This is a genomic window from Aminobacterium colombiense DSM 12261 (genome assembly GCF_000025885.1).
GTDB lineage: Bacteria > Synergistota > Synergistia > Synergistales > Aminobacteriaceae > Aminobacterium > Aminobacterium colombiense.
In genome coordinates this window covers 1,677,528-1,703,419 of sequence record NC_014011.1, presented here as the reverse complement: position 1 = coordinate 1,703,419, position 25,892 = coordinate 1,677,528, and the positions used below count along the sequence as shown (strand labels likewise).

Sequence of the window (25,892 nt, the reverse complement as noted above, 5' to 3'; positions counted from 1 at the left end):
TGTCGTCATCAAAAAGCAACTCTATGAAAAACAACACAATGTGGAGATATACTTTTATCCGGTTGCGCAGAAATTATCTTGCGATGATTGGGCTTGCTGTTCTTTTGGTGCTTATATTCATGGCCATATTCGCAGAACAAATTGCACCTTACGGATATGCTGATCAGGATTACATGATGATCCGCAAGCCTCCCTCCGCGGAACATTTTCTTGGAACAGATGAGTTTGGCCGGGATGTTTTTAGCCGGTTGATATATGGTTCCAGAATTTCGCTGCAGGTTGGCCTGATAGCGGTTTCCATCTCTTTAATTGCAGGCGGCGCCATAGGAGCTATAGCTGGTTATTTTGGAGGGAGAATAGACAACATCTTAATGCGCATAATGGACGTTCAGCTTGCTATTCCCACCATACTATTGGCGATTGTAATCTCATCAGCCCTTGGGCCAGGCCTGTTCAACCTTATGGTAGCTGTGGGAATTACGTCTATACCAAGGTTTGCCCGTCTCATGAGAGCGTCGGTGCTTTCAATAAAGGGCATGGAATATATTGAAGCCGCAAGAGCCATGGGGGCTAGCCACTTCCGCATTATTATGATGTATATTTTGCCAAACTGCATGGCTCCCCTTATTGTTCAATCGACCCTTAGCGTTGCAAATGCCATACTTTTCGCGGCAACTCTAAGTTTCCTTGGTCTGGGGATTCAGCCTCCATACCCTGAATGGGGCGGAATGCTTTCGACAGCTCGTCCGTATTTGAGGAACAGCGCCTATCTAAGCATCTTCCCCGGTTTGGCGATAATGATCACTATTGTTGCTTTGAACTGCATAGGCGATGGGCTGCGCGATGCTCTTGATCCTAAACAGAAACGGTAAGGAGGATAAGAATGGGCGATAAGAACAACATTCCTTTACTGGATATTCGCAATCTTTCCGTACGTTTTAACACAGACTCCGGAATAGTGCATGCAGTGAACAATTTAAATCTTTCTCTTCGTAGAGGAAAGGCCCTTGGGTTTGTGGGTGAAACTGGAGCAGGTAAAACAACAACAGCCCTTGCCGTACTCCAGCTGATTCAGTCCCCTCCGGGAGAGATTACCAATGGCGAGATATTTTTTGATGGGCAAGACGTCATGAAGATGACAGAGGCTGAGAAAAGGGATATTCGGGGAAGCAAGATTGCCATGATTTTTCAGGATCCCATGACTTCTCTCAATCCTATTATGACAGTGGAAGAGCAGATTATGGAAATGATCTCACTTCACTCTGACTTTAAGGGAGAAGCGGTGCGGAAACGGGCTCATGAGATGTTGGCTCTTGTGGGAATTCGCCCGGAGAGGGGAAAGGAATACCCTCATCAGTTTTCCGGAGGCATGCGCCAGCGTGTGGGGATCGCCATCGCCCTTGCCTGTGAACCAACCCTTCTGATCGCCGATGAGCCTACGACAGCTCTGGATGTGACTATTCAGGCCCAGGTTCTTGATCTGATAAAGAATCTTCAGAAAATCGTCAATACTTCTTTGCTGCTCATTACCCATGACCTTGGCATCGTGGCGGAAATCTGTGACGAGGTGGCCATTATGTATGCGGGGCGTCTGGTGGAATACTCTGATATTCGCCAGCTTTATAGCAAGCCCATGCATCCATATACGCAAGGACTTTTTAATGCCGTACCCAAACTAGATAGCGAGCCAGGTGGAAAGCTCGCCGTTATATCTGGGCTCATGCCGGATCCTACGGATTTGCCAAAAGGTTGCCGGTTTTCTCCCCGTTGCCCCTATGCCCAGGATATTTGCCATGAAAAGGCGTGCGGGATGAAAGAGTATGAGCCGAATCATTTTGTGGATTGTTTCTTCCCCTTGGGGATGAATGGGGGGACAAGGCAATGACAAAGCAAATACAGACGTCCGAAACTCTTCTTGACATAAGGAATTTGAAAAAATATTTCAATGTTAGCAAAGGACTTTTACATGCCGTTGACGATATAACCCTTACCATAACTAAAGGCCAGACCCTTGGTTTGGTGGGTGAGTCAGGGTGTGGAAAGTCTACTCTTGGGCGGGTTGTTATCGGTCTAATCGAAGCCACTGGCGGCGAAGTTCTCTTCAAGGGGCAGGACGCTCTGAAATTCAATAATGCTCAAAAAAGAGAGTTTCACAAGCAGGCCCAGATAGTATTTCAGGATCCTTTTTCTTCACTGAATCCCAGGATGTCGGTTTCACAGCTTATTGCGGAACCCTTGCTGATCAATAAGGCATGCGGCAGCCGAAAAGAAGTTGACAATAAGGTGAAGGAGCTTATGGATACTGTCGGTTTGGCCGAACGTCTCACAACATCGTTTCCTCACGAACTTGACGGGGGGCGTCGTCAGCGTATCGGTGTAGCTCGTGCCCTTGCCCTTGACCCGGAGTTTATCGTTCTTGACGAGCCGGTATCGGCCCTTGATGTCTGTATCCAGGCTCAAATACTGAATTTGCTGGGAGACCTTAAAAAGGAGCGAGGTTATACTTACCTCTTTATTTCCCATAACCTCAGCGTGGTGCGATATGTCTCAGATGAAGTGGCAGTCATGTATTTGGGGCAGGTGGTGGAGAAGGCGGGCAATACTATCCTTTTCAAGGATCCCCTTCACCCTTATACCCAGGCGCTGCTTTCGGCGGTTCCCGTTATTGACCTGGATGGGAAAAAGGACAGGATCCTCCTTGAGGGAGACGTTCCCAGTCCCATCAATCCGTTGCCAGGGTGCAGGTTTGCGCCCCGGTGCGCATATCGACAGGAGATTTGTATGAACGAGACCCCGAAACTTACAGAAATTGATCCCGGTCATTTCGTTTCCTGTCATTTTGCCAGAAATTTAAAAAATAACAGTTGACAATGACAAGGAAGCCACAGCAACAGGGTTCTGCTGAAAGCAGCGAAACGCTCAGATGGTTTGCAGGGGTTCCCATTGGAACAAATCCCCTTATCCTGATGGATCTGGGGATGGTTTTGGCAATCCTATGGGCAGGATCATTTGTATTTTTGATCTTTTTGCAACTGTTGTTTGGCAAAACGTTGAATCGAATCCAGATCAGTGCTGCAGTCGGCTTCGCCAGTTTTCTCGCCCTTTTTATAATTGGGGCATTTCTGGTTATCAGTTTTCTGATCTTTCAAAATCGTTATGTAGCCTTGTTTCGCTTTGATAGCGAGGGCGTTTTTTGCGAAAGCATAAGAAAGGGCCCGGGTTCGTTTAGAGAAAGCATGCATTGGCGTCCTTTTCCTATTGAGCCAGTTCTGAATGCCGCAAAAAGTGTAACAAGAATGGTTCCCTGGGGGCGCATACATACTCTCGAACCGGCGGCTGGTCTTCAAGTGATATTCCTTAAGGGGACGAAAAAAACCCTTATGCGGATCTATTGCCCCGACCAGAACACCTTTGAACAGGCTCTCGCCTTTGGGCGCGCGAGGCTATTTGATCGTTTCAGCGGGGAAGGCAATTCTTCCGCGTCCATTGATGACGAAGGCGCTGACAAGTTTGATTGATATCTCCCAGTAAAAAGAAGGCTGGGGAGTGTTCAATGTGGTAATTCTTTTATTTAAAGGCATCACACATATTTTCGTATAAGGAGTGACGGAAAGTGAAAGGAAAATTTTGTTTACGGTTATTGTTAGCAGTAGCGGTATTAACGTTAATCGCAACAACTGGTTTCGCCGCAGTGATGGAAACATTCACACTCGGCCTTCCCGGGGATGCCAAGAGCCTTGATCCCCATCAGGCGACGGACACCATGTCCTTTGCCGTTGCCAAGCATATCAATGAGCCTTTGGTAACAGTGGATGGAAAAACAAAGCAGCTTGTGCCCGTTCTTGCCGAACGCTGGGAAGTCCTGGACGACCACACGTACAAATTCTATCTTAAAAAAGGTGTGAAGTTCCATAATGGTGAAGAGTTCACAGCCGAGGACGTCGTTTTCTCTTTGACTCGTGCCGCTTCCCCTGATTCTGTGCACGCTGGGTCCAAAGGCAAAAAGATTGACACAGAAGGCTTCGAGATCATTGATAAGCACACTGTCATCGTGAGGACCGTTGGTCCCGTAGGCGGATGGCTTGAGTCGATGAAACACCCCTATGCGAGTATCTTCAATAAGAAGGCCGTTGAAGAGGGCGGTGCCGACTACTTCAGAAACCCTGTGGGGACCGGCCCCTTCAAATTCAAGAGCTGGGTCAAGGGTGAGCGCATTGAACTCACTGCCTTTGAAGACTACCACGGAAAGAAGCCCGGCTTCAAAAACTTTAACATTCTTGTCCTGCCAGATGACAGCAGCAGAGTGATCGCCCTTGAAACCGGCAAAGTTGACATGATCTATGCTGTTCCTCCAAGTGAGTATCAGCGTCTGAACGAATCTGAAAAAGTTAGGGTTGTTGCGTCCCCGGGCCTTCGACTTCAATATCTTGGCATGAACACAGATAAGAAGCCTCTTGATGATCCAAGGGTGCGTCTTGCCATAGAGTATGCCATTAATAAAGAAGCCTATTGCGCAGTTGTATACCAGAACAACGCGGTACAGCCTGATGGTCCGCTGGTGCCCGCAAGCACCTTCACCCCTGCGAACGCTGCGCCTTATCCCTTTGATCCCGCCAAGGCCAAGGCCCTTCTTGCTGAGGCTGGATATCCTGACGGACTGACCCTTGATTTCTGGACAAGCAACTTCCAGGACAGAGTAAATGGAGCCACAGTCATTCAGTCTATGCTTGCCCAGGTGGGAATCAAAACGAACATTCAGATCTTCGAAGCAGGGGCATTCAATACGAAAATGAACGGTAACGAGCATGCCCTGTACGTAAGCCAGTGGGGAATGCAGACGAGCCGTAACGCCGGAGATTACTGGCTGACTCTTTTCCATGCCGGCAGCATCGGTTCTGCAAACTGGGCCCGTCTGAATGATCCAGATATGAACGCTCTTCTTGAAAAGGTCAACACAACCGTTGATGAAGCTGATCGAATTGTACTTCTTCAGAATGTATGGGATGGATTGAACGAGCTTCATCCAATCGTTCCCCTTGCCGTACCAAGCGAGCTTTACGGTGTAAGAAGAGACCTTGTTGGAGTTGAAGATCTCGCCGATGGCCAGATCAACTATTTGGGCAACCTTTCTTTGAAAGACTAAGCGAACTCACAGGTTTTTACTGGCCCCGTCCCAGAGAAGAGATATTCTCAAGGACGGGGCCGCCTACAAGGGAACGGGGCTGCTGTGGTTATAACGCAGGCTGCCCAATACCCATGCCGCTAATACATAATTCATTCCAGAACTTCGCTAGCGCCGAAATTTTGGATAAGGGGGAGGAATCTATGCTACATAAAGAGCGTTTTCAAAAATTGGTTGAAATACTGAATGAGCAAAAACTTGATGCAGTTTTTCTTGCCCCATCTTCCGACCTGAAGTATATAACCGGCCTTGATTTTCGGTCTGATTCCCGCTTGAAAGGCGCATTAATTTCCAAAGAAGGAGAAAGTTTCTTCCTCTGCCCGTCTCTTCATAGGGATGATGTAGAGAGTGTCAGGGAAGAAATGCACATATTGGAGTGGAATGACGTTGACTGGTTTCAGGGTGCTTTCAGACGGGGGCTTCAGCTTGTAGGGCTGGACGGACATCTGAGAATCGCATTTACGAGGGGCATTGAAGCCGGTGACATGATTGAAGCAGTAGAGGGACTTAATGTACAGTGTGTCAATGGTTTTTCCCTTCTTTTTCCCATGCGTTCCATAAAAAGCAAAGAAGAGTTAGAGCTCATGAGAAGAGCGTCAGCTATGAACGATAAGATGATGGAATCCCTTGCGGTTTATCTTCGTCCGGGTCTCTATGAAGACGAAATCATAAAATTTATTATGAACTTCCACGAATCTCATGGCGGAAACCCGCGAGTCCCTGGTGTTGCTACGGGAGTCAACAGCTCAAAGCCTCATTATGGAAGGGACAATAACCGTGCCATTGAGGAGAATGACATTGTGCTGGTGGATTGTGGCGGATGGTATGATGGCTACAGCCATGATATGACGAGGACCTTTTTCGTAGGAGCCCCCACAGAAGAGCAGCGGAAAGTATATGAAATAGTTCTTGAGGCTCAGCTGGCGGCAGAGGAAAAGGTGGCTGTCGGCGCGATTCCAAGCGAAATAGACAAGACCGCCCGGGACATCATAACAGAATACGGCTATGGGGATTCTTTTAACCATCGATTGGGACATGGTATAGGCATGGACGGACATGAAGCTCCCTATATTTCCCAGGGCAACCATGTTCCCCTGGTAGAAGGAAATTGCTTCAGCATTGAGCCCGGTATCTATCTTAAAGGCAAGTTCGGGGTTCGTATTGAAGACCTGGTCGTGCTGACAGAGTCAGGCCGTGAAATCATAAACCATTATCCAAAACATCTTCAGGTTTTGTAATTAGGCAGCGCAAAGAGAACCTTGCCATATGAGGAAACACAGTATTTTTAGAAAGGCGGGGTAGTGTTGATTTCAGAAATACTTCAAAAAACTCTCGATATAAAAGAGTATATAGTCGATGTAAAACGCAAAATCCATAAACATCCCGAGCTGGGGATGGAGGAATATGAAACTACGGCATTTGTAAAATCTGAGCTGTCGACCATGGGAATAGAGATGATCCCCCTTGAAAAAAATGTGGGAGTGCTTGGGATCATAAAGGGAGAAAAGTCTGGTGGAGAGATCGTTACAGCTCTTCGCGCCGACATGGATGCCCTTCCAATTCAGGAAACAGCTGATGTGCCAGATAAATCTGTTGTTCCGGGCGTTATGCATGCCTGCGGTCATGATTGCCATACGGCAATGCTGCTGGGAGCTGCCAAAGTGCTGGTATCCCTGAAAGGACATTTTTCAGGAACGGTGAAGCTTCTCTTTCAGCCAGCAGAAGAAAATCTTGGTGGAGCGAAGTATATGATCGAGCAGGGCGTTCTGGAGAATCCCAAGGTGGACCATATTCTGGGCCTCCATGGGCACCCATCCTATGATGTGGGAGAAATAGCCCTTAGAGGAGGGCCTGCCATGGCCTCTTCTGATTTCTTCACTGTTAGGATAACTGGGAAAAGCGCTCATGGTGCCTATCCTCACCGAATTGGCTGCGATCCTATTCTGGCAGCTTCGAATTCTGTGATGGCAATCCAGAGCATCATTACCCGGCAGATAGATGCCATAGACAGCGTGGTGATCTCTGTGTGTGAGATCCATGGAGGAACGGCAAAGAACATTATCCCCGAAGCAGTAGAATTTTCCGGGTCTGTCCGCTGTCAGAGCGCAGAGACGAGAAACTCCATAGAAAAGCGTATTTTAGACGTCGTTCAAAATATAGCTTCTACTTACAAATGTAAGGCAGAGCTTGATTACCATTATGGTGTTCCGCCATTGGCAAACTCCCCCAGGGTTACAGAGATAGTTCGTGGAAGCGCGGAAAAAGTGGTGGGATCAGATAGGGTGAAACACATTGATATTCCTGCCATGGGTTCTGAGGATTTTTCCAGATATCTCGAAATCGTTCCAGAGGGGGTTTTCGCCCGCCTGGGAATAAGGAAACCGAATGAGCCTGATCCTGTTTACCATAACGGCAATTTTGTCTTTCCGGAAGAAGCTCTTCCTTACGGGGCTGCTCTTTTTGTACAGTTTGTGCTTGATATGAACCAGTAAGGTGAAAATTCTTTATTTGCAGATTCTAAATTTTAATTTAATGCAGGAGGTTTTATAGAATGCCAATGACACACAGGCAGCGCATTGAAAGTACGCTTGCTTTCAAGGAAACAGATAGACTTCCTTATAGTATGTGGATGCATTTTCCCAACAGGGATCGCCATCCTCGACGTCTGGCTGAGCTCAGCCTTGCCTATCAGAAGAAGTATGATTTGGATTTCATTAAGTTCATGCCTTTTGGAATGTACTCCACTATTGACTACGGGATGGATCTTAATGTTTTTCCCGGTTTTGTAGACGCCCCTGTGGCGCAAAAGCCCGTGATCGAAAAGGTTTCTGATTGGGACAACATTCGTTATGTTTCAGGAACTGCCGGTGAATATGCCATAGTTCTGGAAGCCCAGCGCATCCTTTTCGAAATGATGGACGAAAAACTTCCCTTTTTACAGACGGTTTTCAGCCCCATGACAACTGCTGTCAAGTTGAGCAGCCCACAGCTTTTGGTAAAGCATATTGCTGAAGATCCCCAAAGGGTCAGGAAAGCTCTTGAAATCATTACGGCGACAACTATTGAGTTTGTAAAAGCTACAGTTGCTCTTGGAACTGACGGCCTTTTCTTCGCCACTCAAATGTCCACAAAGAATCTTATTGATGATAAAACCCATGATGCCTTCGTAAAAAAATATGACTTAGAGGTATTGAATGGCGTTAAGAATTCCACCTGGTTCAATGTCTTGCATCTCCACGGTGCGAACGCTATGATTCGGGAGGTACAGGATTATCCCGTTCAGGCTCTTAGCTGGCACGACCGGGACGATGGTCCCTCCATGGAGGAAGTTCGTGGTTATAGCGACAAGGTCTTTGTTGGAGGACTGAGCTGGGGTGAAAAATGGCTTAGCAAAAATAATGAAGAAGTGGTCGCGGAAGTTCGAGAAGTAGCTGGTCGTAGCGGTGGAAAAGGAGTAATTTTGGGGCCAGGCTGCGTTATAGATCCTTCTACACCGGAAGAGCGCCTTGAACTGGTATATAGAACAGTGCTTGAAACTGTCAGGTAATAAAAAAAGTCAATGTTACTGTAAGGTCTATTTTCTCGAAATTTAAGGCTGCGTTTAAAAAGATATTTCTGATAAGGCGACAGGACTTGCCCGCTGTCTGGGATGGTTTCTAGGGGCAGGCGGGCAAGTCTGTCATGCTGCGGATCTATCCTTTTCTGGCCAAATAAAATGGAGGAAGGGATCATGGTAAAAGAGAAGAACAGTCTTTCCAATGCAGGGAAACCGCTAAAAGGCCTTGTCATTTCCCATATCAGGGATAAGATCTTTAAAAACAGGACCTTGTGTTGCGGCGATCAAGTAAGTGAGAGAGAGCTTTCACGAATATTGGGAATAAGCAGAGCGCCGATTCGTGAAGCTTTGAAGGAGCTGGAAGAGCAAGGGTTGATCGTTTCTGTTAAATACAGAGGATGGTTTGTTGCTGACTTTCGTGAACAGGAATTTTTCGAAATCAACAAATTGCGCACCCTCCTTGAACATAGCCTTTTCGAATCTATAATTGCCCTTGGAGGGCCTAGCGACGAAGAGTTAGACCGGGCAGAGGCCCTGAATAAAGAATTGCGAATGATAATGGAGAGCTCTCTTCAGGGTGATGAGAAAGGTTTTGAATTTGCCGAAAAAGAAATGGCCTTTCATATGCATCTTCATTCACTGGCAAAAGATGACTGCTACTGGACCAAAAAGATGCTTAGAAACCTTTCCTACCAGATTGGATGTTCTTTTCACAGGTGGCTTTATAAAGAATGGCAGATGAAAGCCAGTGTGGAAAGCCACGAAAGGCTTATCCAGTGTCTGAGAAAAAAAGACGTTGATAATTTGTATGAACTGCTATTCCAGAGACTAGGAAAGGAGCCCATCGTCACACCAGAGAACTAAAGTGTTAAAAATGAGTGCCCGCGGCAGAGTGTCAGTTCTATAGGAAGCCGGACAATCTGAATTGAAACGAAAAAAGTAAGGTTAAAGTCTGACAGACTCTGCCAGGGATGTTGCCGCACTTATCCATCGCCTCATTTCTTCCATGGATTCACCTTTCATCATCACAGTTCGTCCATCAATGCGATTGACTCCCGGAATATAGGATACTTCGTCACATTGGCGAGTATGTTTAAATGTAAGTTCGAGGGAGTAGGGCAAAGAGATCTTCAGAACAGGGGCCTTGCGGGCACGAATGGACGATACGGCTTCTTTAGCCGCATTTTTTAAAAGAGGATATGTTTCGCAGGGGGGCAAGAGAATGCCGCAGCTATTCGATCGCCCTTCCTTTACAGTACAGATTGTAATATCTTCACCAAGAAGCTTCTGAGCTTCCCTACAAACGGCTTTATCCCCCGTAACGAGGGCTATAGGAATGTTCTTTTCCGCGCAGACAGCGGCGTTGAGCCCTGTTTCTCCCACAGGTGTGCCGTTGAGCTTGACATTGAAGACTGTGTTGACTGAAAGGGTGTGGTCTAGAATAGCGCCGGACGTTCCAGCCATGGCATGATACCCTACAAAGAAGATGCCATCGCAGCCCTCAGTTCCCTCAATCATGCCGAGGGCTTTAGGGCTTCCTGAAACAAGGCGGACTTTTTCTGGGAGTGAAGAAACGTCCACATTGATCATACGCTCATGAGAATCGTTTACAATGATTTCTGTAGCTCCTGCCTCCAGGGCTCCATCTATTACCGCTCGCAGGTCATGGAGCTGCATTTTGCACCCAAAAGCATATTCCACCGGGGCACTATCCACTACATGAAGAGAGCTTACTATTCCAGTGGCGCCTTCCATATCTACGCTGATATAGATTTTCAAAGAGATCACCTCTATAACAATATATTATAATATCTGTTAATGATTATAAACGTGGTACCCATCTGGTGCGAGTACTACATTCGCCATTTTGCCTGGAAAGGGGAGGAAAGAGATGCTCGGTCAGAAGCGTATCGCCGATTATGGCATTCATGTAGGTCATATGAAACGGGGAGCCCTCAATTCCATTACAGACGTATCGGGAGTAAAGGTAGGGCACTGCACCCTTAGGGGAGAAGGCATAAATACAGGGGTTACAGCGGTGATACCCCATGAAGGGAATTTATTTAGAGAAAAGCTTTTTGCTGCGTGTCACATTATCAATGGTTTTGGGAAGTCAGTGGGACTCATTCAAATAGAGGAAATGGGCACTATCGAAACGCCAATTCTCCTCACCAATACATTAAATACCGGCACCGTCTCTGAAGCTCTCGTTCGTTATATGCTAAAAGATAACCGTGATATCGGCCGGGAAACCGGCACGGTGAATCCTGTGGTCTGTGAGTGTAACGATGGTTTTCTTAACGACATCCAGGGACTTCACGTACGAAAAGAACATGTACTGACAGCTATAGCCAACGCAAACAAGGAGTTTGAAGAAGGGGCTGCGGGGGCTGGATGCGGCATGTCCTGTTATCAATTGAAAGGGGGCATAGGTACTGCTTCCAGAATCATCCAGGTTGAGAGGGCGGCTTTTACCCTTGGCGTTCTTGTTCTTTCCAACTTTGGAGAAATGGGAGATTTGCTGGTGGATGGCCGTAAAGTAGGGCAGAAGATAGCCTCTATTGAACCGCCCAAGGAAGATCGGGGCTCTGTCATTGTTGTTATTGCCACAGATATCCCCATGACAGAACGGCAGCTGAAACGACTGTGCCGCCGTTCTTCCGTCGGGATTACACGAACGGGAACCTATATAGGAAATGGAAGCGGGGAAATAGCTTTAGCTTTTTCTACCGCCAATCGATTTTTTCACTATGAAACGGCCCCGGTCTGCGCTCTTGAGATGTTCAACGAAAATAATATGGACATGGTCTTCAGGGCTGTGGTGGAAGCCGCGGAAGAAGCGGTTCTCAACTCCATGATCTGCTCAGAGCCCACGAGAGGGCGAGACGGGAACATGCGTCATTCCCTGAAAGAATACACGTCTTTTTTTATTTAAAGACAGGTTTCATAAGATATTCAAGACATGTTCTGAGAGAGAAGGCTGAAGCGCCAAAGGCATAGCAATCAAAATCCTTGTCGTAGTAATCTACAGAGGCGATATCCATATGGACCCAGGGGATTTGGGGATCAACGAATTCTCTTAAGAACATTCCGGCAGTTATGGCTCCGCCGCCTCGGCCGCCAGTGTTTGCCACATCGGCATTGGGTGTGTTTATTTGCTCCCTAAGTTTTTCATCATCCATAGTGAAGCGGTGAAATCTTTCTCCGGCCTTTTCTGCGGCTTCTAAAATATCCGCGCTCAAATCATCCCAGTCGGAAATCAGGGCGGCAGTATAGTTGCCTAAGGCTACAGTGGCTGCTCCTGTGAGAGTTGCCATGTCTATTATTCCATCGGGTTTGAGAGTGGAAGTGTAGGCCAGCATGTCGGCAAGGGTAACACGCCCCTCAGCATCGGTGTTCTTTATTTCGATAGTTTTGCCATTCATTGCTTTAATAATATCGTCAGGCCTATAGGCATTTCCGTCGGGCATGTTCTCTACTGCGCCAAAAAGTCCGTGTACTTCGTAAGGGCAGTTCAGTTCAGGCAGAATGTTCATTATGCCTAATAGGTTGCAGGCGCCGGACTTATCGCCCTTCATGGTCATAATGCCTTCACTTGTTTTAAGAGAAAGTCCCCCGCTATCAAAGGTGACACATTTCCCCACAAGGGCAATTTTCCCCAGGGGTCTTTCTTTTGGCCTGTACTCCATATGAACAAGTCGCGGGGGAGTCTTAGACCCTTTTCCAACATGCCAAAGAGCGTGAAGACCTTTTTCCTGAATCTCATGCTCATCAAATACGGTAATCTCCATGCCGTGACGTGTCGCTATCTCTTTAGCAAAGGAAGCCATAGTAAGGGGGGAAATAACGTTCCCAGGCTCATTTGCCAGATTGCGGGCGTAAACCTGAGCTTCTGCCGCAAGTCTTCCGTGGTCCATGGCCCTGGCGTCGCCATTGCAAAGGCAAAAACGTTCACATTGAGCAGCCGGGGAAGGATCGGTGGTGCGATATTTGGTAAAGCGGTAATTTCCAAGAACTGCTCCTTCTGCTATGGCTCTGCTTACCCAGGCATCCGGCTTTTCCGGCAAGTCGAGAATGAAAGATGAGAGCTGCATAGCCGTTCCTTTTCTTACGAATTCAGCGGTCATGTTCCGGCAGAGGGAGTTTTGTGCCGATTTCTTATCAGGTCTTTTTCCTAACCCGATAACGGCAATCCACTGTTCAGGTTCTTTTACCTTTGGGACGAACTGAAGAAAACCTTTTTTGCGCCACTGAGAGGCTAAATGACTGTATGATGTTATCTCTTCAGGGAGATCCGTGTCTTCAAAAAGCATAAAACCTCGAACATGGGGCTGACCTTTGAAGAGTGATGGGTCATTGATTAATTGCATGACGCACCTCCATAATGAACATAATATAAACATACTATACAACAATGTTTGCGAGAGGGGCTATAATTTAAGGGAAAAACACTTCGCATCCCTAGTCATGTACCTATAAAACGGAGGCATTATTTATGAACGATTGCCCAAAAAAAGATATGACTTTTTGTTTAAAGCAGGCAGAAAAACTCCATAAGCATAATTTTGTTGTGGATGCCCACTTCGATTTGCTTCCCCTTGTTTTGGCAAAACGACAGGAAGGAAAAACCCACGTGATAGAAAAAGACTATCTCCCCTCATTGCGGGCGGGTGGTGTGGGGCTTGTTATTTCATCCCTTTTTATCCCAGATGAGTTTCTGCCAGAGATGGGCCTTCGCCGGGCCCTTGATCTTGTAAGCGCCCTTTATTCAGAAATCGAGGAGAGTCCTGGGCTTTTCTCTATTTGCCGCAATACAAAGGAGATCAAAGAGGCTCATAAAAAGGGTGAGCTTGCCATTCTTCTTTCTTTTGAGGGTCTTGAACCTATAGGGAACGACCTCTCCCTGTTGCGAATCTTTTATGAATTGGGGGTTCGTGGGGCAGGCCTTACGTGGAGCCGCAGAAATTATGCTGCTGACGGATGTTTTTTCAGCCCCGTCCAGGAAGGCAGAAAAGGCGGCCTGACAGATTTTGGGCTCAAAGTAGTGAGTAAGGCCGTAGACTTGGGAATGTACATTGATATCAGCCACCTCAACGATGAGGGAGTGGAAGATCTTTTTGCCTTTTACGAGGGGCCAGTCATGGCTTCCCACTCAAATTGCCGAAATCTCACTTTCACCATGCGCAATCTTCCTGATGCCTTTATACAAAGGCTTGCTTCCCGCGGAGGCGTTCTGGGGATGAATGTGTGCAGTTCCTTTGTTGGAGACCCCGAAAAAAAACTTCTCAATGAAAAAGATCTCGCTGACCATGTTGACCATATTCGAAACCTTGTAGGGATAGAACATATAGGGCTTGGCTTTGACTTTTGCGATGAGATGAGGGATTTCTCAAAACCTGGCCCCCACCTTAACTATGATTGCATCAAAGGATATGGCCAATGTGTAGAATTTACGGCGGAGCTGCTGGCCCGCGGATACAGTGAAGAAGAGGTTGTAAAGATCATAGGTGGTAATTTCATGAGGTTTCTGGAAGAAACAATCCATTGAGGCGCTGCTGAATAAATAAAAACAAAGGGGCGCTCTGTTCAGAGCGCCCCTTTGTTGACCATAATCATTTCATAATATTAGATGTCGAGGTTCCTTACCTCGTGAGCATGGGCAGCAATAAAATCGCGGCGGGGCTCAACCTTGTCGCCCATGAGAATACTGAAGTATTCATCCGCCAGCATTGCATCCTCAACTTCTATCCGCTTGAGGACCCTGTTCTGGGGATCCATGGTCGTTTCCCAGAGCTGGTCGGGGTTCATTTCGCCTAAACCCTTATATCTCTGCACTGAGGCTCTTCTTGAGTCAGGAGTGGAATCGACAATGTCCCGCAGTTCCTTCTCGCTATAACAGTAGGTGACATTCTTCCCTCGCTGTACGCGATACAGGGGAGGCTGGGCAAGATAGAGATGCCCTTTATCAATAAGGTCTTGCATGTAACGGTAGAAGAAGGTGAGCAAAAGCGTGCTGATGTGGGCTCCGTCAACGTCAGCGTCTGTCATGATGATTATTTTGTTGTAGCGTAGCTTGCTGTGGTCAAAATCTTCTCCTATTCCACATCCCAGAGCCTGAATGATAGTTCTGATCTCGTTATTGCTCAGCACTTTATCAAAACGGGCTTTCTCTACGTTCAGTATCTTTCCCCGTAAAGGAAGGATGGCCTGAAAACCTCTGTCCCGTCCCTGTTTGGCACTGCCTCCAGCAGAATCTCCCTCAACGATGTACACTTCGCAGACGTGAGGATCTCTGCTTGAGCAGTCAGCAAGTTTGCCTGGAAGGTTCATTCCGGTCATGGCTGTCTTTCGCACCAGCTCTCTTGCTTTCTTTGCGGCATCCCTTGCCTGTCGGGCTCGAATGGCCTTTTCCACCACCGGCTTCAGAACTTCCTGATGTTCATCCAGATAAGCGAGGAGGCCCTCGTAAACGACAGAGTCCGTGATGCCCTTAATCTCGCTGTTCCCCAGCTTCGTTTTGGTCTGTCCCTCAAATTGGGGATTGGACAACTTAATAGAGAGAACGCAGGTCAACCCTTCCTTAAGGTCTTCGCCAGAAAGATTCTCGTCTTTTTCCCGAAGGATCTTGGCCCGACGGGCAACTTCGTTGACAGCGCGGGTCAAAGCAGTTCTAAAGCCTGCGACGTGGGTTCCGCCCTCAATAGTATGGATCATGTTGGCGAAAGCAAATATGCGCTCCAGGTAGCCGTCATTGTATTGAATCCCTATTTCGACAGAAGCGCCGTCTTTTTCACCGGCAATTACGATTGGTTCTGGAAAGAGAGGGGTCTTCCCCTTGTTCAGGTATTCTATAAAGGTTTTAATACCGCCTTCGTAGTGGAATTCTACACATTTGCCAGAGCGGTGGTCTTCCAGAGTTATGGCAAGACCTGGGTTTAAAAAAGCCATTTCCCTCAGACGGCCCGATAAAATATCTGCTGAAAACCTTACTTCTTCGAAGATTGTTGTATCTGGATGAAACCTCACATATGTTCCTGTCTTGGTTGAAGGTTCACCCTCAGAAAGGTCTGTAACGGGTACTCCCCGCTCAAAACGCTGAGTACGGGACAGACCATTCCTTTGAATAGTGATTTCGAGCCATTCTGAGAGGGCATTGACCACAGAAACTCCCACTCCATGCAGGCCGCCAGACACTTTGTAGGCCTGATTGTCGAATTTGCCCCCAGCATGAAGAATAGTAAGTACCACTTCAGAGGCAGGACGGCCGCTTGAAGGATGGGGTTCGGTGGGGATGCCTCGCCCGTTATCCGCTACTGAAACACTTTCATCCTCATAGATTACGACAGAGATTTTATCGCAATAGCCGGCAATGGCTTCGTCAATCGAGTTGTCGACGACTTCGTACACGAGATGATGAAGGCCTCTGGGCCCTGTGTCTCCAATGTACATTCCAGGGCGTTTCCGAACCGCTTGCAAGCCTTCGAGCACCTGAATATCTTTAGCCGTGTACTGTTTAGCCGATGTTGTCATATATGGGACCTCCTCCTTGGAGCTTTTGCTTAAATTCAGAAGCTTTGCGCCTTGATTCTTTTACGAAAGAACGGTATCGTCTAGACAGGGTTTCTGGTTTAAAGCCGGTGGCGGTTACAGATCCGTCTTTCATGTAAATGGCCGTTTCGTCCCCGTGGCGAACAATGGCGACGATTCTTTCTGCGGAAATTATTCCCTGACCTTCCAGGGGTATGAACACGGCCTCACATCCTTTCTATTCTGTTGTTGCAACCCTATTATTATATCAAATATGGAAGTCTATTGCTTTTGCAAAGACACTGCGTTACAGTGATTGCTCATTTCTAGAATAAATGAAAGAGTAAGGAGGATATGGTGATTGAAAGGCTTTTTTCAAGGATTTCTAAAAGAATCTTTTTTTCGTTTAGTTTTCGGTATTCGAAAAGAGTGGCGAACCTTTCTTGCCGTTACGGCGGGAGATGTGCTTATAGCTTTTGCCATGGTGGTTTTTGTAATGCCAAATCGTTTCCCCGACCTCGGCGTAGCGGGACTTTCTGTTCTTTCCAACTACATATGGGGAATTTCTCCGGCATGGGTGCTTCTCACAGCTAACGGCGCCCTGATGGCCTGGGCATGGCGGGAACTATCACCTCGTTTTGTCATCTGGACAGGCTACTCTGTTTCCCTTATTGCTTTTTTAGTTAAGGTCTTTGAGTTTATACCTCAGCTAAACTTGGAGGATAAGTTTATGGCGGCGGTTCTTGCAGGTGTTATCAAGGGACTCGGAACGGGTATTATCTTCAGAGCAGGTGGATCTACCGGCGGCATAGATATTCCGGGAATGGCGTTACGTAAGCGTTACGGAATTGAAATGGGGCAGTTTTCTATTTGTGTTAATACGTTAATACTGGGTTTTTCTGCCTTCATTGTCGGCATTCAGGCTTCAATCTATGGAGTAGTCGCGCTTTATGTTTACGGTATAGTGGTGGATAATACGTCCCGTTCTTTTGACCGGCGCAAGCAGGTGTTTATCATTACGAATTATCCCCATGAAATTTCTGAGTTCATCACGAAGGATCTTGGCAGGGGAGTTACGTTGCTCCAGGGAGAGGGCGGTTTCTCGGGGCAGGAGAGAACAGTGTTGCTGGCTCTGCTAGAGCCCCGGCAAATGGTAACATTGAAACACTTTCTGGCCGCAAAGGATCCCAAAGCCTTTATGTCTGTCAATGATGCATCAGAAGTTCTGGGCAAGGGATTCAAGAGCTGGGAAAACCTATAGCAGCCTATGCATGGAGCCATGTGCACTCCCCTTTGAAAGGGCAAAAAGAACAGCGGCCTTTAACAGGTTTAAAGGGACCGGATAGGGCCTGTCGGGCCATTTTTCTGACCTCTCCTTCGATCTGATCCCAGTCCTCTCTTTCTAAAGAAGAAAGAAGTTCTTCTGTTCCTTCCCGCAGATGCCAGAAGCCGAGAGAGATTCGCGGCACAGAAAGGGTCTTTTTCATGGCCAGGGCATAAAAGGCTAACTGGTCTCTGTAAAGGTTTTCTGGAACCTGGGAAATAGTGGTTATTTTAAAATCCCGAATAAACAGCATGTCATTTTCGTGCCACAGAAGATCAATGGCTCCAACCATGGTCGGGCCGTTGACTAAATCTGCTCGGAAGGGGACCTCCTTCTTGACGGTCAGGTTATTTTTAAGGATTCTGCCGACGATGGCTCCTTGCTGAAAAGTGAGGAGCCAGGAGTAGATATGTGAGGGTACTCGAGGGCGTTTCCATACGGCCCTGAGTTTCCCCGGCAGTGTTTCTGTGAAAGTATCCCAATTCTCCTCTTCAGGAAAGAAAGACTCAAGAGGTTTAGATGCAAAATCCCATTGTGAGAGCAGATAGTGGACCAGACTTCCCACATCTGCGCCGCCCTCTGAGGGATATTCTCCAGGCTGCTCCCAGACCAGTTCATGGCCCTGCCGGTGTTTCATGCGGTAGGCGTATGGGCAGTATTGAAAAAGAGCAAAGGATGTGGCGCTGATTCTTGCCAGATACTGATGTTCAGAAGAAGGGAGGGGAACACTGCTGTATTTATGAGAGCGCTCTCTCTCTTCTTTGGGCCCTCCTGCCTTAGCAGCCGGTTCGTCTGTCAATGGAAGCAGTTCGGGATTCCAAGACAGCAGCATTTTCAGCCAAGAACGATCCCCCGGTGAATATCCGTCCCTTCTCCATGGAAGATGGCCGCACAAGATGAGGCTATCTCGAGCTCGGGTGCATGCCACGTAAAAAAGACGCTGCCACTCCTCATACTCTTCCTGTTCTTCAAAAAGGCGTGAGAGGGACCAGGCCAGGGGAGCTTGCCCAGAGTTTCTTTCGCCCGGAATACGGCTGAGGGCAACGCCCATTTTGGGGGATGGCATAAGGCTTCCTTTCTCTCCTGCACTGCTGGTTCTTTCGAGACCGAGAACAGCCAGCACCGGGAATTCCAGTCCTTTGGAGCCATGGACGGTCATTACTCTGATGACGTTTTCTTTCTCGTTGGAAACATCGGGTTCCGCGAACTTCTCCTGTCTTTCCATGGCCTCCCTCAGATAAGAGGCGCAGCCGGGAAGGCTTGTGCCAATAGCTTCCTCAAACTCTCGGGCCATATCGATAGCTTTTCGCATGTTGGCTGCCACGCCGCGTCTTTTCCACGCCGGGAAAGCTCTAAGGAAGGAGTCGCTTTTCTCAAGAAAGGATGCCAGAACGGCAGACGGCCCGAGGAAATGGGCCATCAAACGCCAGTCATCTATTTGCCGCGCAAGATGAGGCCATTTTTCCTGAAAAGCCTGGAGGCGGTATCCTTTAGGTGCATCGAGGGCAAGATCCCTGACTTCTTCCAGAGAAAGAGAGGATAAGGGTGAAGAGAGAAAGCTCATAAGGTACAGTTCCTTTCCGGGGTCATCAAGGAAGTTGAGAAGAGCTATGAGATCCTGTATTTCGCTTCTTGAAAAGTAGCTTGTACTTCCTTCAAAGTATATGGGAAGCTGAAATTCCTCAAAAAATATCTTTTCTAGAAGAGGGAACCAGCTTGTACGGGATGGCACAAGTATGGCCATGTCCTTCCACTGCACTGGACGGAGACACTCTTTCTGTTTGTCCCAGACTGTTCGCTTTTCTTCGTAATATTGAGAGAAAAGAAGGGCGAGCCGCCTAATCTGGCGAAGCCGTGCTTCACGTATCTTTTCGCCTTCCTTGCCTCCTTCGAGATAGGTGAGGAAGGGATCTACGGTACATTGCTGACGGAGCTCATGGGTAGAAAGATAGTGAGGGACTTCCAGGGACTCGAAGGGAAGGGGCAATTCCTGCCCTAGACCATCTTTCCAGACTGAAGAAAAAAGATCGTTTACCTCATGAACAAGAATTTCTTTGCTTCTGAAGCTTGTGTCGAGGAGGATATAGTCTCCATGACCGTATTTAGCTTTTTTGATGTATGAACCGAAGAGAGAGAGGTCTGCATGGCGAAATCGATAGATTGATTGTTTCAGGTCCCCTACAATGAAAAGGCGCTGGCTATGGCTTCGTACTGCCTGGATAAGACGGTCCTGGAGAGGGTTGGTGTCCTGAAACTCATCCACAAGGATCTCTTTAAAACGCTCTGCGTATGAAGGACTGTGTTCCAGGGCTTCCATGGCATAGCGAATCATGTCGTCGAAAGAGAGACGGTTCTTTCTTCGTCGGAATTCATCCCATAATTGCCAGAGAATGGCGGAAAAACCAAGAAGACAGCTTCGATATGCCTGTTCCTTTTCATCAAATCCCTGAGTGAAGACAGTTATCCAAGGTTCTTCTTTTATGAGGCGGTTGCGATATTGGGAAACAGGTTCTTTCAGATGAAAGGCTATTTCGTTAGCAAGTTTTCCACTGGCACCCTTTAACCCCTCTATAAGGCTTTGGATAAAGTGCGGCAGATTCTCTTTAGAAGGCTGCTGCTGCCATCGGGTTATGAGATTTCTGACATTGCCGCATAGTTTACCAGTCCCTCCCAGCTCGTTCAGGTTGTAAAAGATGCCCGATTCAGGTTGAAGAAAGCGATGCCATTCATCTTCCCATCGCCTAAAGAGCGTTAATCTGGCTGTGTCAACAGCGTCCTGATCTCTAGAAAAAAGGTCTGAGCCCCACTGCCATAGGTCTTTTGGAGTTTGCCCCTGGCTGGCAAAAAGAGCGAGGGAGCTCTTAGCCAGTTCCACTGTTGCATTTGGTCCGAAAGTATTGACACTATCCATAAAGAGAGGATCTGAGAAAAGCTTGGCGATCCGCTGGGCCCATAGGTGGGAGGAGCTTTTGGCAAACCAGTTTCCATCCCATCGGTCAAGGGCCTCTTCCGCTTCTTTCCAGAAGAGACTTTCTTGGGGAGGAGCAATGGTTCCCGATTCCGGATCCAGCTCCGTTGCCAGGCCGCACTCCTTCAAAACCCTCATAGAAAAAGAGTGGATGGTAGAAATATATCCCTCATCGATACGATCTGCCGCCTTTTGAAAAAAAACCTTTTGGGACGGTAGTTCCATGGCGAGTTGTAAGAGCAGATTTTTTATTCGTTCCGCCATTTCCAGAGCAGCCTTTTCTGTAAAGGTGAGAGTAAGGATTTCGTTTGTGTCGGCCCTTCCTGTGACGAGGATCCATATAAAACGCCAGGCGAGGGTCCAGGTTTTTCCCGTTCCGGCTCCCGCACTCACTGCCACAAGAGGCGCATCAGCAGTAATGGCCTTGAATTGGCCTGGCTGAGTTCTTTCTTTTAGAAGCTGAGTAAAAGCACTATTCATTTTCGTCATTTTCACCTTGGCCCCCAAGTTCGCTTTTTCTGCACATAAGATTAAGAGAACAGTGGCGACAGGTTTCCGAACCATAGGAGGGCGGGAAAACGCCGGTCTTCAGACTTGCAGCCATGCGTTCAAGAGCCCCTTGCGCTTCAAGGAAGAGCGTTTCCAGAGCATTGTTGCTTCGGCCATTTTTCCCCCCGGTTATATTCTGGAGGTCTTTCCCTTCAATGGCTCCTGCCACAGAAGTATCGCCATGACAAAGGTATAAGCCCCCTGATACGCCGGTTACCGGAAGGTGCGTTTTCTTCCCTTTCCCTTCCAGCAGGGCCAGGGCATAGGCCGCCAGCTGTAAGCTTTTGTTCCGTCCGTTACTTTTTCCCAGCTTGTAGTCAAAAATAAGAATTCTTCCGTCATGAAGGTATTCAATGCGGTCGGCCTTTCCAGTGAAAGAAACCCCGTCCACTATTAGAATAGGCAGATCCAATTCCCTGAACTGTTTAAGCCGGAGCCCTGCCAGGCCGTTGTTTTCCATGGATTGCTGAAGATCAGCCAGCCCTGTCACTTGTTGTAAAAGTAACTCCTTATGTCTGGCAAGTTGGGGAACTCTCAGCAATTCAGGGTAACTTTCCTCCAGGGTTTCTTCCCAATACTGTCGGGCCAATAAAGAAAGAGGGCGAGACGTCTGCTCATAGGCTTGCCACACCCTTTCCCAGAGAAGGTGAAGGGTGCTGCCGCATTTTCGTACATCCAGTCCAGGTTCGGCTGGCTCTTCTATTTTAAGCACGTTCAAGTTGACGAAGCGGAAGGGGCAACTTTCATAATCGTCCAGAGCGCTCAAATGTCCTTTCAATGGTTCAGGTGCATCACCTCTGAACGTAGGCAGTTCTCGTAATATCCCTCCATAGGGCGAAGCGTCTTCCCCTATCTCCACATGTTGCACCATGGTTTCTTCGTTTTGAGGAAGGAGATGACTGAGTGACCTCTCCAGAGGAGCCATGTCGTCAGGGAAGGATATCCAGTTCTCAGAAACCCCTTTTCCTAAGAATGGAGAGGGTGGAAGGGGTTTTCCTAGGGCATCTGTTGAAGGAGAGGAGAGAATAAGCAGGTCTTCTCCACAGGCAACGAGACGTCTGAACAGAGCTTCTCTCTGATCTCTTTTTTCTTTTAAAAGGGGGAGGTGCCCTCGTTCCGTACCTGTTAAGTCATGCAGCGCCAATTTATGCCTGTCGGGAAGAAGGGAGGATTCGCTCATTTTCCCCGGCCAGATGGAAGCAGTGATGTTTGGCATGATCCAGAGAGAGTTTTTTTCAAGAACTGGAGGAGTTCCTATAAACAGAGAAAGGGCCCCTTTTATTGCCGGTGGAAGCCATATAGTAGCCATAGATGTCCAGTGATGTAGAAAGGAGACGGCTTCAGAACCGGAGAACCGAACCTGCCCCGCAGGTCCAATACGGTCTTGAAGCTCTCCAAGACTTTCAACCTTATGTTCTGTCTCTCGCAATGCTGCCTGAAGACGGCGGATAGATTCGTCAAACTCTGGGTGGTCCATAGCCCAGAGAGAAAGCTCTTTCCCCCACGAGGGATTTTCTGCAGCCAGGGAATAAAGAGCAGATAGTATTTCCACGGGAGTGCCGCCTTTTTTTATGGTCTTTACAAAAAGGCACATCTTTTTAAAAGAGTCTAACCCTCGTTCAGGAGCTGCGTGCTCCAAGAAACCGATCCACCCTTTCTCATTAAGAGTGAAGATATCAGCGGGTGGTGAAGTTGCTATCTCCCTTCCTGCCAGACAGGGTTCGCGAAGGATATCCCAGGTTTCTCCGAGAGGCCATCCATGTTCACCGGCATTCCAGATCCGACGGGCTATATCCCAGAGTGCAGTCTGTCCCACCGTGAGGCCCTCATTTATTGAATAAGGGATGCGATATCGCTGCAGTACCTCTTCTGCGAGAGGTAAAAGAGGAGCGTCAAAAACCATGCCAATATTTTGCCACGGAGTTTCGGCAGGTAGAATCTCCTGGCCTGACAGATAGCCCTTCTTGTTTTTCCAGAGGACCAGTTCCCGAGCCAGAGTCTCCATTTCCATTCGAGGTGAGCCAGCTACTATGCGGAGTGCCTTGAAGGGGCCCGAAGATCGGGTTCCCTCCACTAGAGCTGATGGGAATTGGTCCACTGTAGTGTAAAAGTCATCGATACCGGTGTTGGGAGAATATAAAGTGATAGACACCCCTATTGAAGACATATAAGAAAGAAGGGCCATTTGGCTTGAACTGAAACTGAGAAAGCCGACAAATATGAAGCGGCGGCTCCTTATCCACTGAAGGAGGGATGGCTCTCCTTTCTGAAGAAGCTCAAGGGCTATGAGGGGGACTTGGGCGCTGTCCATAAGATGCCAGGTTTCCAGATATTCAACGTAAAGATGAAACAGCCGGCATAAAATGCCTTCAGGGGCGGCAGTTTTTGTACAATTATTTTTTTGGCAAGCGCCGCAGCCGAGGGATCTCCCCAGAATTTCAGGAGAGATAGCCTCTCGAAGCAATTCGCGGAATTGATCCCCCAGGGTAGAAATAAATCCGGGCTGACGAATTCCGGGAGGCAGCTGCTCTTTCTCAGGGTGTCCATCCAGGAAGCCATGTAAAATATATCGAACGATAAGCCAGTGGTCGGGTGGGTCGATCTGGCGTCGAAAACGCAACCCCTCGCAACTGGCCGCGAGAAGTATTTCAAGGTGGCGGGTCAGGTCTTCCCATCTCCAGATAATAGGAGAACTGTCCCCTGCCGTGCTTTTCGGAAGAAGGAAGTCTTGCAATATTTTTCTGTCTCTACTTGTGGGGACGAAGAACGTACAAAGTTCCCTTTGAGCATCAGTATATAATTCCCTTTCAAGTTCTGAGATTCTCTGATACAGAACAATACGGGGCAAACTTACCATAGATGACCCTCCCAGAATAATTCGCTAAGACCATTCTTATTCTACAGTAAAGAGTTAATGCTGTCTGTTTGCACACCGGTTTCCATGGTGGACGATAGAGTCATAAGATCACTCAATACGCCATAGGCAGTATCATAAAGAGTGGGATTTTGCTGGGTTAATACTATGGGTCCCATGAGATCCGTTTCGATGGTGATTACAGATCCGCTTCCCATTACCAGGTTAAAATGGTGTCTCGAAGGAATCTCTTCTAATTTGACACTTGCTCTCACATCCTTCCCCGCGAGCCAGGCCTTGCAGATGAGTTTTAGCCTTTTTCCTGAATTCAGAGTCTTTTCAACATCCTCAGTGCTCAGACCGGCAATGCCTTTTCTGTCTACGTGGATGGGGGATATGGATGCTCCCATGAGGGCGTTGGCAAGAATCGAGATCTTTGCTGACGAATCCCATCCTTCCAGATCGTAATTTGGATCAGCTTCCGCTATGCCTATCTTCTGAGCTTCTTTTACGGCATCATCCATGCATTGTCCCTCTTCCATCATGGAAAGGACAAAATTAGTAGTAGAATTAAGAATCCCTTCAATTCCTTTGACAGTGCACCCTTTCAAGCAGCAACGTGCCATGTTAAAGACTGGAGCTCCATCCATAACAGTAGTTTCGTAAAGGAGTGAAGTTTCCATTTTTTCCGCAAGACCCTTGAGTTCGCTATAGGCAAAGGCCACAGGTCCCTTGTTGGCCGTTATAGCATGGCGCCCTCTTTCCAGCGCTGATCGAATATGGCTTATTGCCGGTTCCCCCCGGTTTTCGATTGAGAGGTTGGAAAGTTCGATGAGAACATCATAGTCAAGAGAGCGTGCGGCTTCTAGTGCGGAAATGTCTCTTCTGTCAGGGTTCGACGAGGAAAATGTTTTCATCTCCTCAACTTCGTCGAGGGCTTTTCGGAGGTCCACTCCTTCTTTTTCATTGACCAGGTTGCCTTTTGACCTCCCAATAATGGCGATGGTCTTGAGGTCAAGGGAGGCAAGACCTGGAAAATTATCCCTTTCTCTGGTAAGGATTTTGGCAATTTGCTGGCCCACATGGCCAAATCCTATAAAAAGCGCTCTTAATGGTTTTGTTTTTTTGTATGACATTAGAAGTCCCCCCCTTATAGAAAACTTAGGCCTATAATAGTAAACAAAGTCTGAGAGATAAAGAAATTTTTTGATTTTTCCTCTAGGTTAGGGTAGTATGCTCTGAAATCAAAAAGATTTCTTGTGTTATGTAAAAGAATTCTTTAAAGTAAGGTGGAATGAACGTGGTAAAAGCTGTCATTTTTGACTTCGACATGACCCTGGCAGACAGCAGCTATGCCATTACCAATAGCACTAATCGTCTTGCGAGGGAACATGGGTTGCGTAATGTTACGAGAGAAGAAGTCTTGAAGACCATAGGGATGCCCATTCGAGATTCATGGTTACACCTCTGGGGTGAGTTTAAAGAGGAATGGCTTACAGAGTACCGAAGTTTTTTTGTTGAGCAGGAATATGCTGGAATTCGGGTCTTCCCCGGCACGTTCCCTCTTTTAGAATCCCTGCGTGATAAAGGAATCCGCCTCGCAGTGGCATCGAATCGTCAGAATGCCCGCCCGGTAGTAGAGTCTCAGAAACTGGATGCTTTTTTTGAGCATATTATAGGCATTCAGGATGTGGAACATCCAAAGCCTGCTCCGGACATCTTGAACAAGAGCATGGACCTTCTAGGCGCAGGAGCCGAAGAAGTGTTCTATGTAGGGGATACTGACCTCGATATGATGACATCAGTGGCCGCAGGAGTACGGGGTATAGGTTTGACAACGGGTAATTTTTCAGCTCGTGAACTTGAAATCTCAGGGGCATGGCACACCTTCGATAAAATAGAGGACATCCTCTCTCTTTTTTAGAGGCCCCT

General features: G+C 47.7%; 20 protein-coding genes. 13 read left to right on the top strand and 7 right to left on the bottom strand.

The genetic code is table 11. The features are described 5' to 3' along the window. Nucleotides 1-23 precede the first annotated feature (23 nt). The 9 genes from AMICO_RS08465 to AMICO_RS08425 all read left to right on the top strand — a co-directional run bounded on the left by AMICO_RS08465 (nucleotide 24) and on the right by AMICO_RS08425 (nucleotide 9,602). Nucleotides 24-872 (top strand): ABC transporter permease, encoded by an 849-nt coding sequence (locus tag AMICO_RS08465; RefSeq protein WP_052292847.1) that lies wholly within the window; start codon nucleotides 24-26, stop codon nucleotides 870-872. An 11-nt stretch (nucleotides 873-883) separates the two neighbouring features. Further along, nucleotides 884-1,885, top strand: a complete 1,002-nt coding sequence (locus tag AMICO_RS08460) for an ABC transporter ATP-binding protein (RefSeq protein ID WP_013049037.1) — start codon at nucleotides 884-886, stop codon at nucleotides 1,883-1,885. Next, nucleotides 1,882-2,868: an ABC transporter ATP-binding protein gene (locus tag AMICO_RS08455; RefSeq protein WP_013049036.1), complete on the top strand. Its 987-nt coding sequence runs from the start codon at nucleotides 1,882-1,884 to the stop codon at nucleotides 2,866-2,868. The genes AMICO_RS08460 and AMICO_RS08455 overlap by 4 nt, the downstream gene beginning before the upstream one ends. Before the next feature lie 2 nt (nucleotides 2,869-2,870). Beyond that, nucleotides 2,871-3,518 (top strand): hypothetical protein, encoded by a 648-nt coding sequence (locus AMICO_RS08450; RefSeq protein ID WP_052292818.1) that lies wholly within the window; start codon nucleotides 2,871-2,873, stop codon nucleotides 3,516-3,518. A 95-nt stretch (nucleotides 3,519-3,613) separates the two neighbouring features. Further along, the gene (locus tag AMICO_RS08445) at nucleotides 3,614-5,143 is read left to right on the top strand and encodes an ABC transporter substrate-binding protein (protein ID WP_013049034.1); all 1,530 of its coding nucleotides are present in this window, start codon (nucleotides 3,614-3,616) and stop codon (nucleotides 5,141-5,143) included. Nucleotides 5,144-5,325: 182 nt separating this feature from the next. Next, the gene (locus AMICO_RS08440) at nucleotides 5,326-6,420 is read left to right on the top strand and encodes a M24 family metallopeptidase (protein WP_013049033.1); all 1,095 of its coding nucleotides are present in this window, start codon (nucleotides 5,326-5,328) and stop codon (nucleotides 6,418-6,420) included. Between the two features lie 63 nt (nucleotides 6,421-6,483). After that, nucleotides 6,484-7,674: a M20 metallopeptidase family protein gene (locus AMICO_RS08435; RefSeq protein WP_244392404.1), complete on the top strand. Its 1,191-nt coding sequence runs from the start codon at nucleotides 6,484-6,486 to the stop codon at nucleotides 7,672-7,674. Between the two features lie 59 nt (nucleotides 7,675-7,733). Next, a complete protein-coding gene (locus AMICO_RS08430; RefSeq protein ID WP_013049031.1) occupies nucleotides 7,734-8,729 on the top strand; it encodes a uroporphyrinogen decarboxylase family protein in 996 nt (331 codons plus the stop codon). Nucleotides 8,730-8,912: 183 nt separating this feature from the next. Next, complete coding sequence (locus AMICO_RS08425) at nucleotides 8,913-9,602, top strand: GntR family transcriptional regulator (RefSeq protein WP_013049030.1); 690 nt, start codon at nucleotides 8,913-8,915, stop codon at nucleotides 9,600-9,602. 81 nt (nucleotides 9,603-9,683) lie between these two features. On the opposite strand, the gene AMICO_RS08420 is transcribed toward AMICO_RS08425, so the two are convergent. Beyond that, nucleotides 9,684-10,526 carry a M55 family metallopeptidase gene (locus tag AMICO_RS08420; RefSeq protein WP_244392402.1) on the bottom strand — a complete coding sequence of 281 codons (843 nt, stop codon included), beginning with the start codon at nucleotides 10,524-10,526 and terminating at the stop codon, nucleotides 9,684-9,686. Nucleotides 10,527-10,629: 103 nt separating this feature from the next. Between AMICO_RS08420 and AMICO_RS08415 the strand changes: the two genes are divergently transcribed. Continuing rightward, nucleotides 10,630-11,673, top strand: coding sequence for a DmpA family aminopeptidase (locus AMICO_RS08415; protein ID WP_013049028.1), 1,044 nt, complete (start codon nucleotides 10,630-10,632; stop codon nucleotides 11,671-11,673). Here AMICO_RS08415 and AMICO_RS08410 read toward each other — a convergent pair. Continuing rightward, on the bottom strand, nucleotides 11,666-13,108 hold the full coding sequence (locus tag AMICO_RS08410) for a leucyl aminopeptidase family protein (protein WP_013049027.1): 1,443 nt from the start codon (nucleotides 13,106-13,108) through the stop codon (nucleotides 11,666-11,668). The genes AMICO_RS08415 and AMICO_RS08410 overlap by 8 nt on opposite strands. A gap of 149 nt (nucleotides 13,109-13,257) precedes the next feature. On the opposite strand from AMICO_RS08410, the gene AMICO_RS08405 reads away from it, so the two are divergent. Continuing rightward, nucleotides 13,258-14,286 (top strand): dipeptidase, encoded by a 1,029-nt coding sequence (locus tag AMICO_RS08405; RefSeq protein ID WP_013049026.1) that lies wholly within the window; start codon nucleotides 13,258-13,260, stop codon nucleotides 14,284-14,286. Nucleotides 14,287-14,363: 77 nt separating this feature from the next. Here AMICO_RS08405 and gyrB read toward each other — a convergent pair whose 3' ends face one another. Together gyrB and AMICO_RS08395 are read right to left on the bottom strand one after the other, a co-directional pair. After that, nucleotides 14,364-16,268: a DNA topoisomerase (ATP-hydrolyzing) subunit B gene (gene gyrB / locus AMICO_RS08400; RefSeq protein ID WP_013049025.1), complete on the bottom strand. Its 1,905-nt coding sequence runs from the start codon at nucleotides 16,266-16,268 to the stop codon at nucleotides 14,364-14,366. Then, entirely contained in the window at nucleotides 16,252-16,488 is a 237-nt protein-coding gene (locus AMICO_RS08395; RefSeq protein ID WP_013049024.1) for a hypothetical protein, read from the bottom strand. Before AMICO_RS08395 ends, gyrB begins: the two co-directional genes overlap by 17 nt. Before the next feature lie 138 nt (nucleotides 16,489-16,626). Between AMICO_RS08395 and AMICO_RS08390 the strand changes: the two genes are divergently transcribed. Further along, nucleotides 16,627-17,526, top strand: coding sequence for a YitT family protein (locus AMICO_RS08390; protein ID WP_013049023.1), 900 nt, complete (start codon nucleotides 16,627-16,629; stop codon nucleotides 17,524-17,526). A 4-nt stretch (nucleotides 17,527-17,530) separates the two neighbouring features. Here AMICO_RS08390 and AMICO_RS08385 read toward each other — a convergent pair whose 3' ends face one another. Genes AMICO_RS08385 through AMICO_RS08375 form a run of 3 tightly spaced genes read right to left on the bottom strand, consistent with a single transcriptional unit; the run spans nucleotide 17,531 to nucleotide 25,096 of the window. Continuing rightward, nucleotides 17,531-21,046, bottom strand: coding sequence for a UvrD-helicase domain-containing protein (locus AMICO_RS08385; RefSeq protein WP_041459383.1), 3,516 nt, complete (start codon nucleotides 21,044-21,046; stop codon nucleotides 17,531-17,533). Then, nucleotides 21,030-23,963: a PD-(D/E)XK nuclease family protein gene (locus AMICO_RS08380; RefSeq protein ID WP_013049021.1), complete on the bottom strand. Its 2,934-nt coding sequence runs from the start codon at nucleotides 23,961-23,963 to the stop codon at nucleotides 21,030-21,032. The genes AMICO_RS08385 and AMICO_RS08380 overlap by 17 nt, the downstream gene beginning before the upstream one ends. 41 nt (nucleotides 23,964-24,004) lie before the next feature. Further along, the gene (locus tag AMICO_RS08375; protein ID WP_013049020.1) at nucleotides 24,005-25,096 is read right to left on the bottom strand and encodes a hypothetical protein; all 1,092 of its coding nucleotides are present in this window, start codon (nucleotides 25,094-25,096) and stop codon (nucleotides 24,005-24,007) included. Between the two features lie 164 nt (nucleotides 25,097-25,260). Between AMICO_RS08375 and AMICO_RS08370 the strand changes: the two genes are divergently transcribed. Next, entirely contained in the window at nucleotides 25,261-25,884 is a 624-nt protein-coding gene (locus tag AMICO_RS08370; RefSeq protein WP_013049019.1) for an HAD family hydrolase, read from the top strand. Nucleotides 25,885-25,892 lie beyond the last annotated feature (8 nt).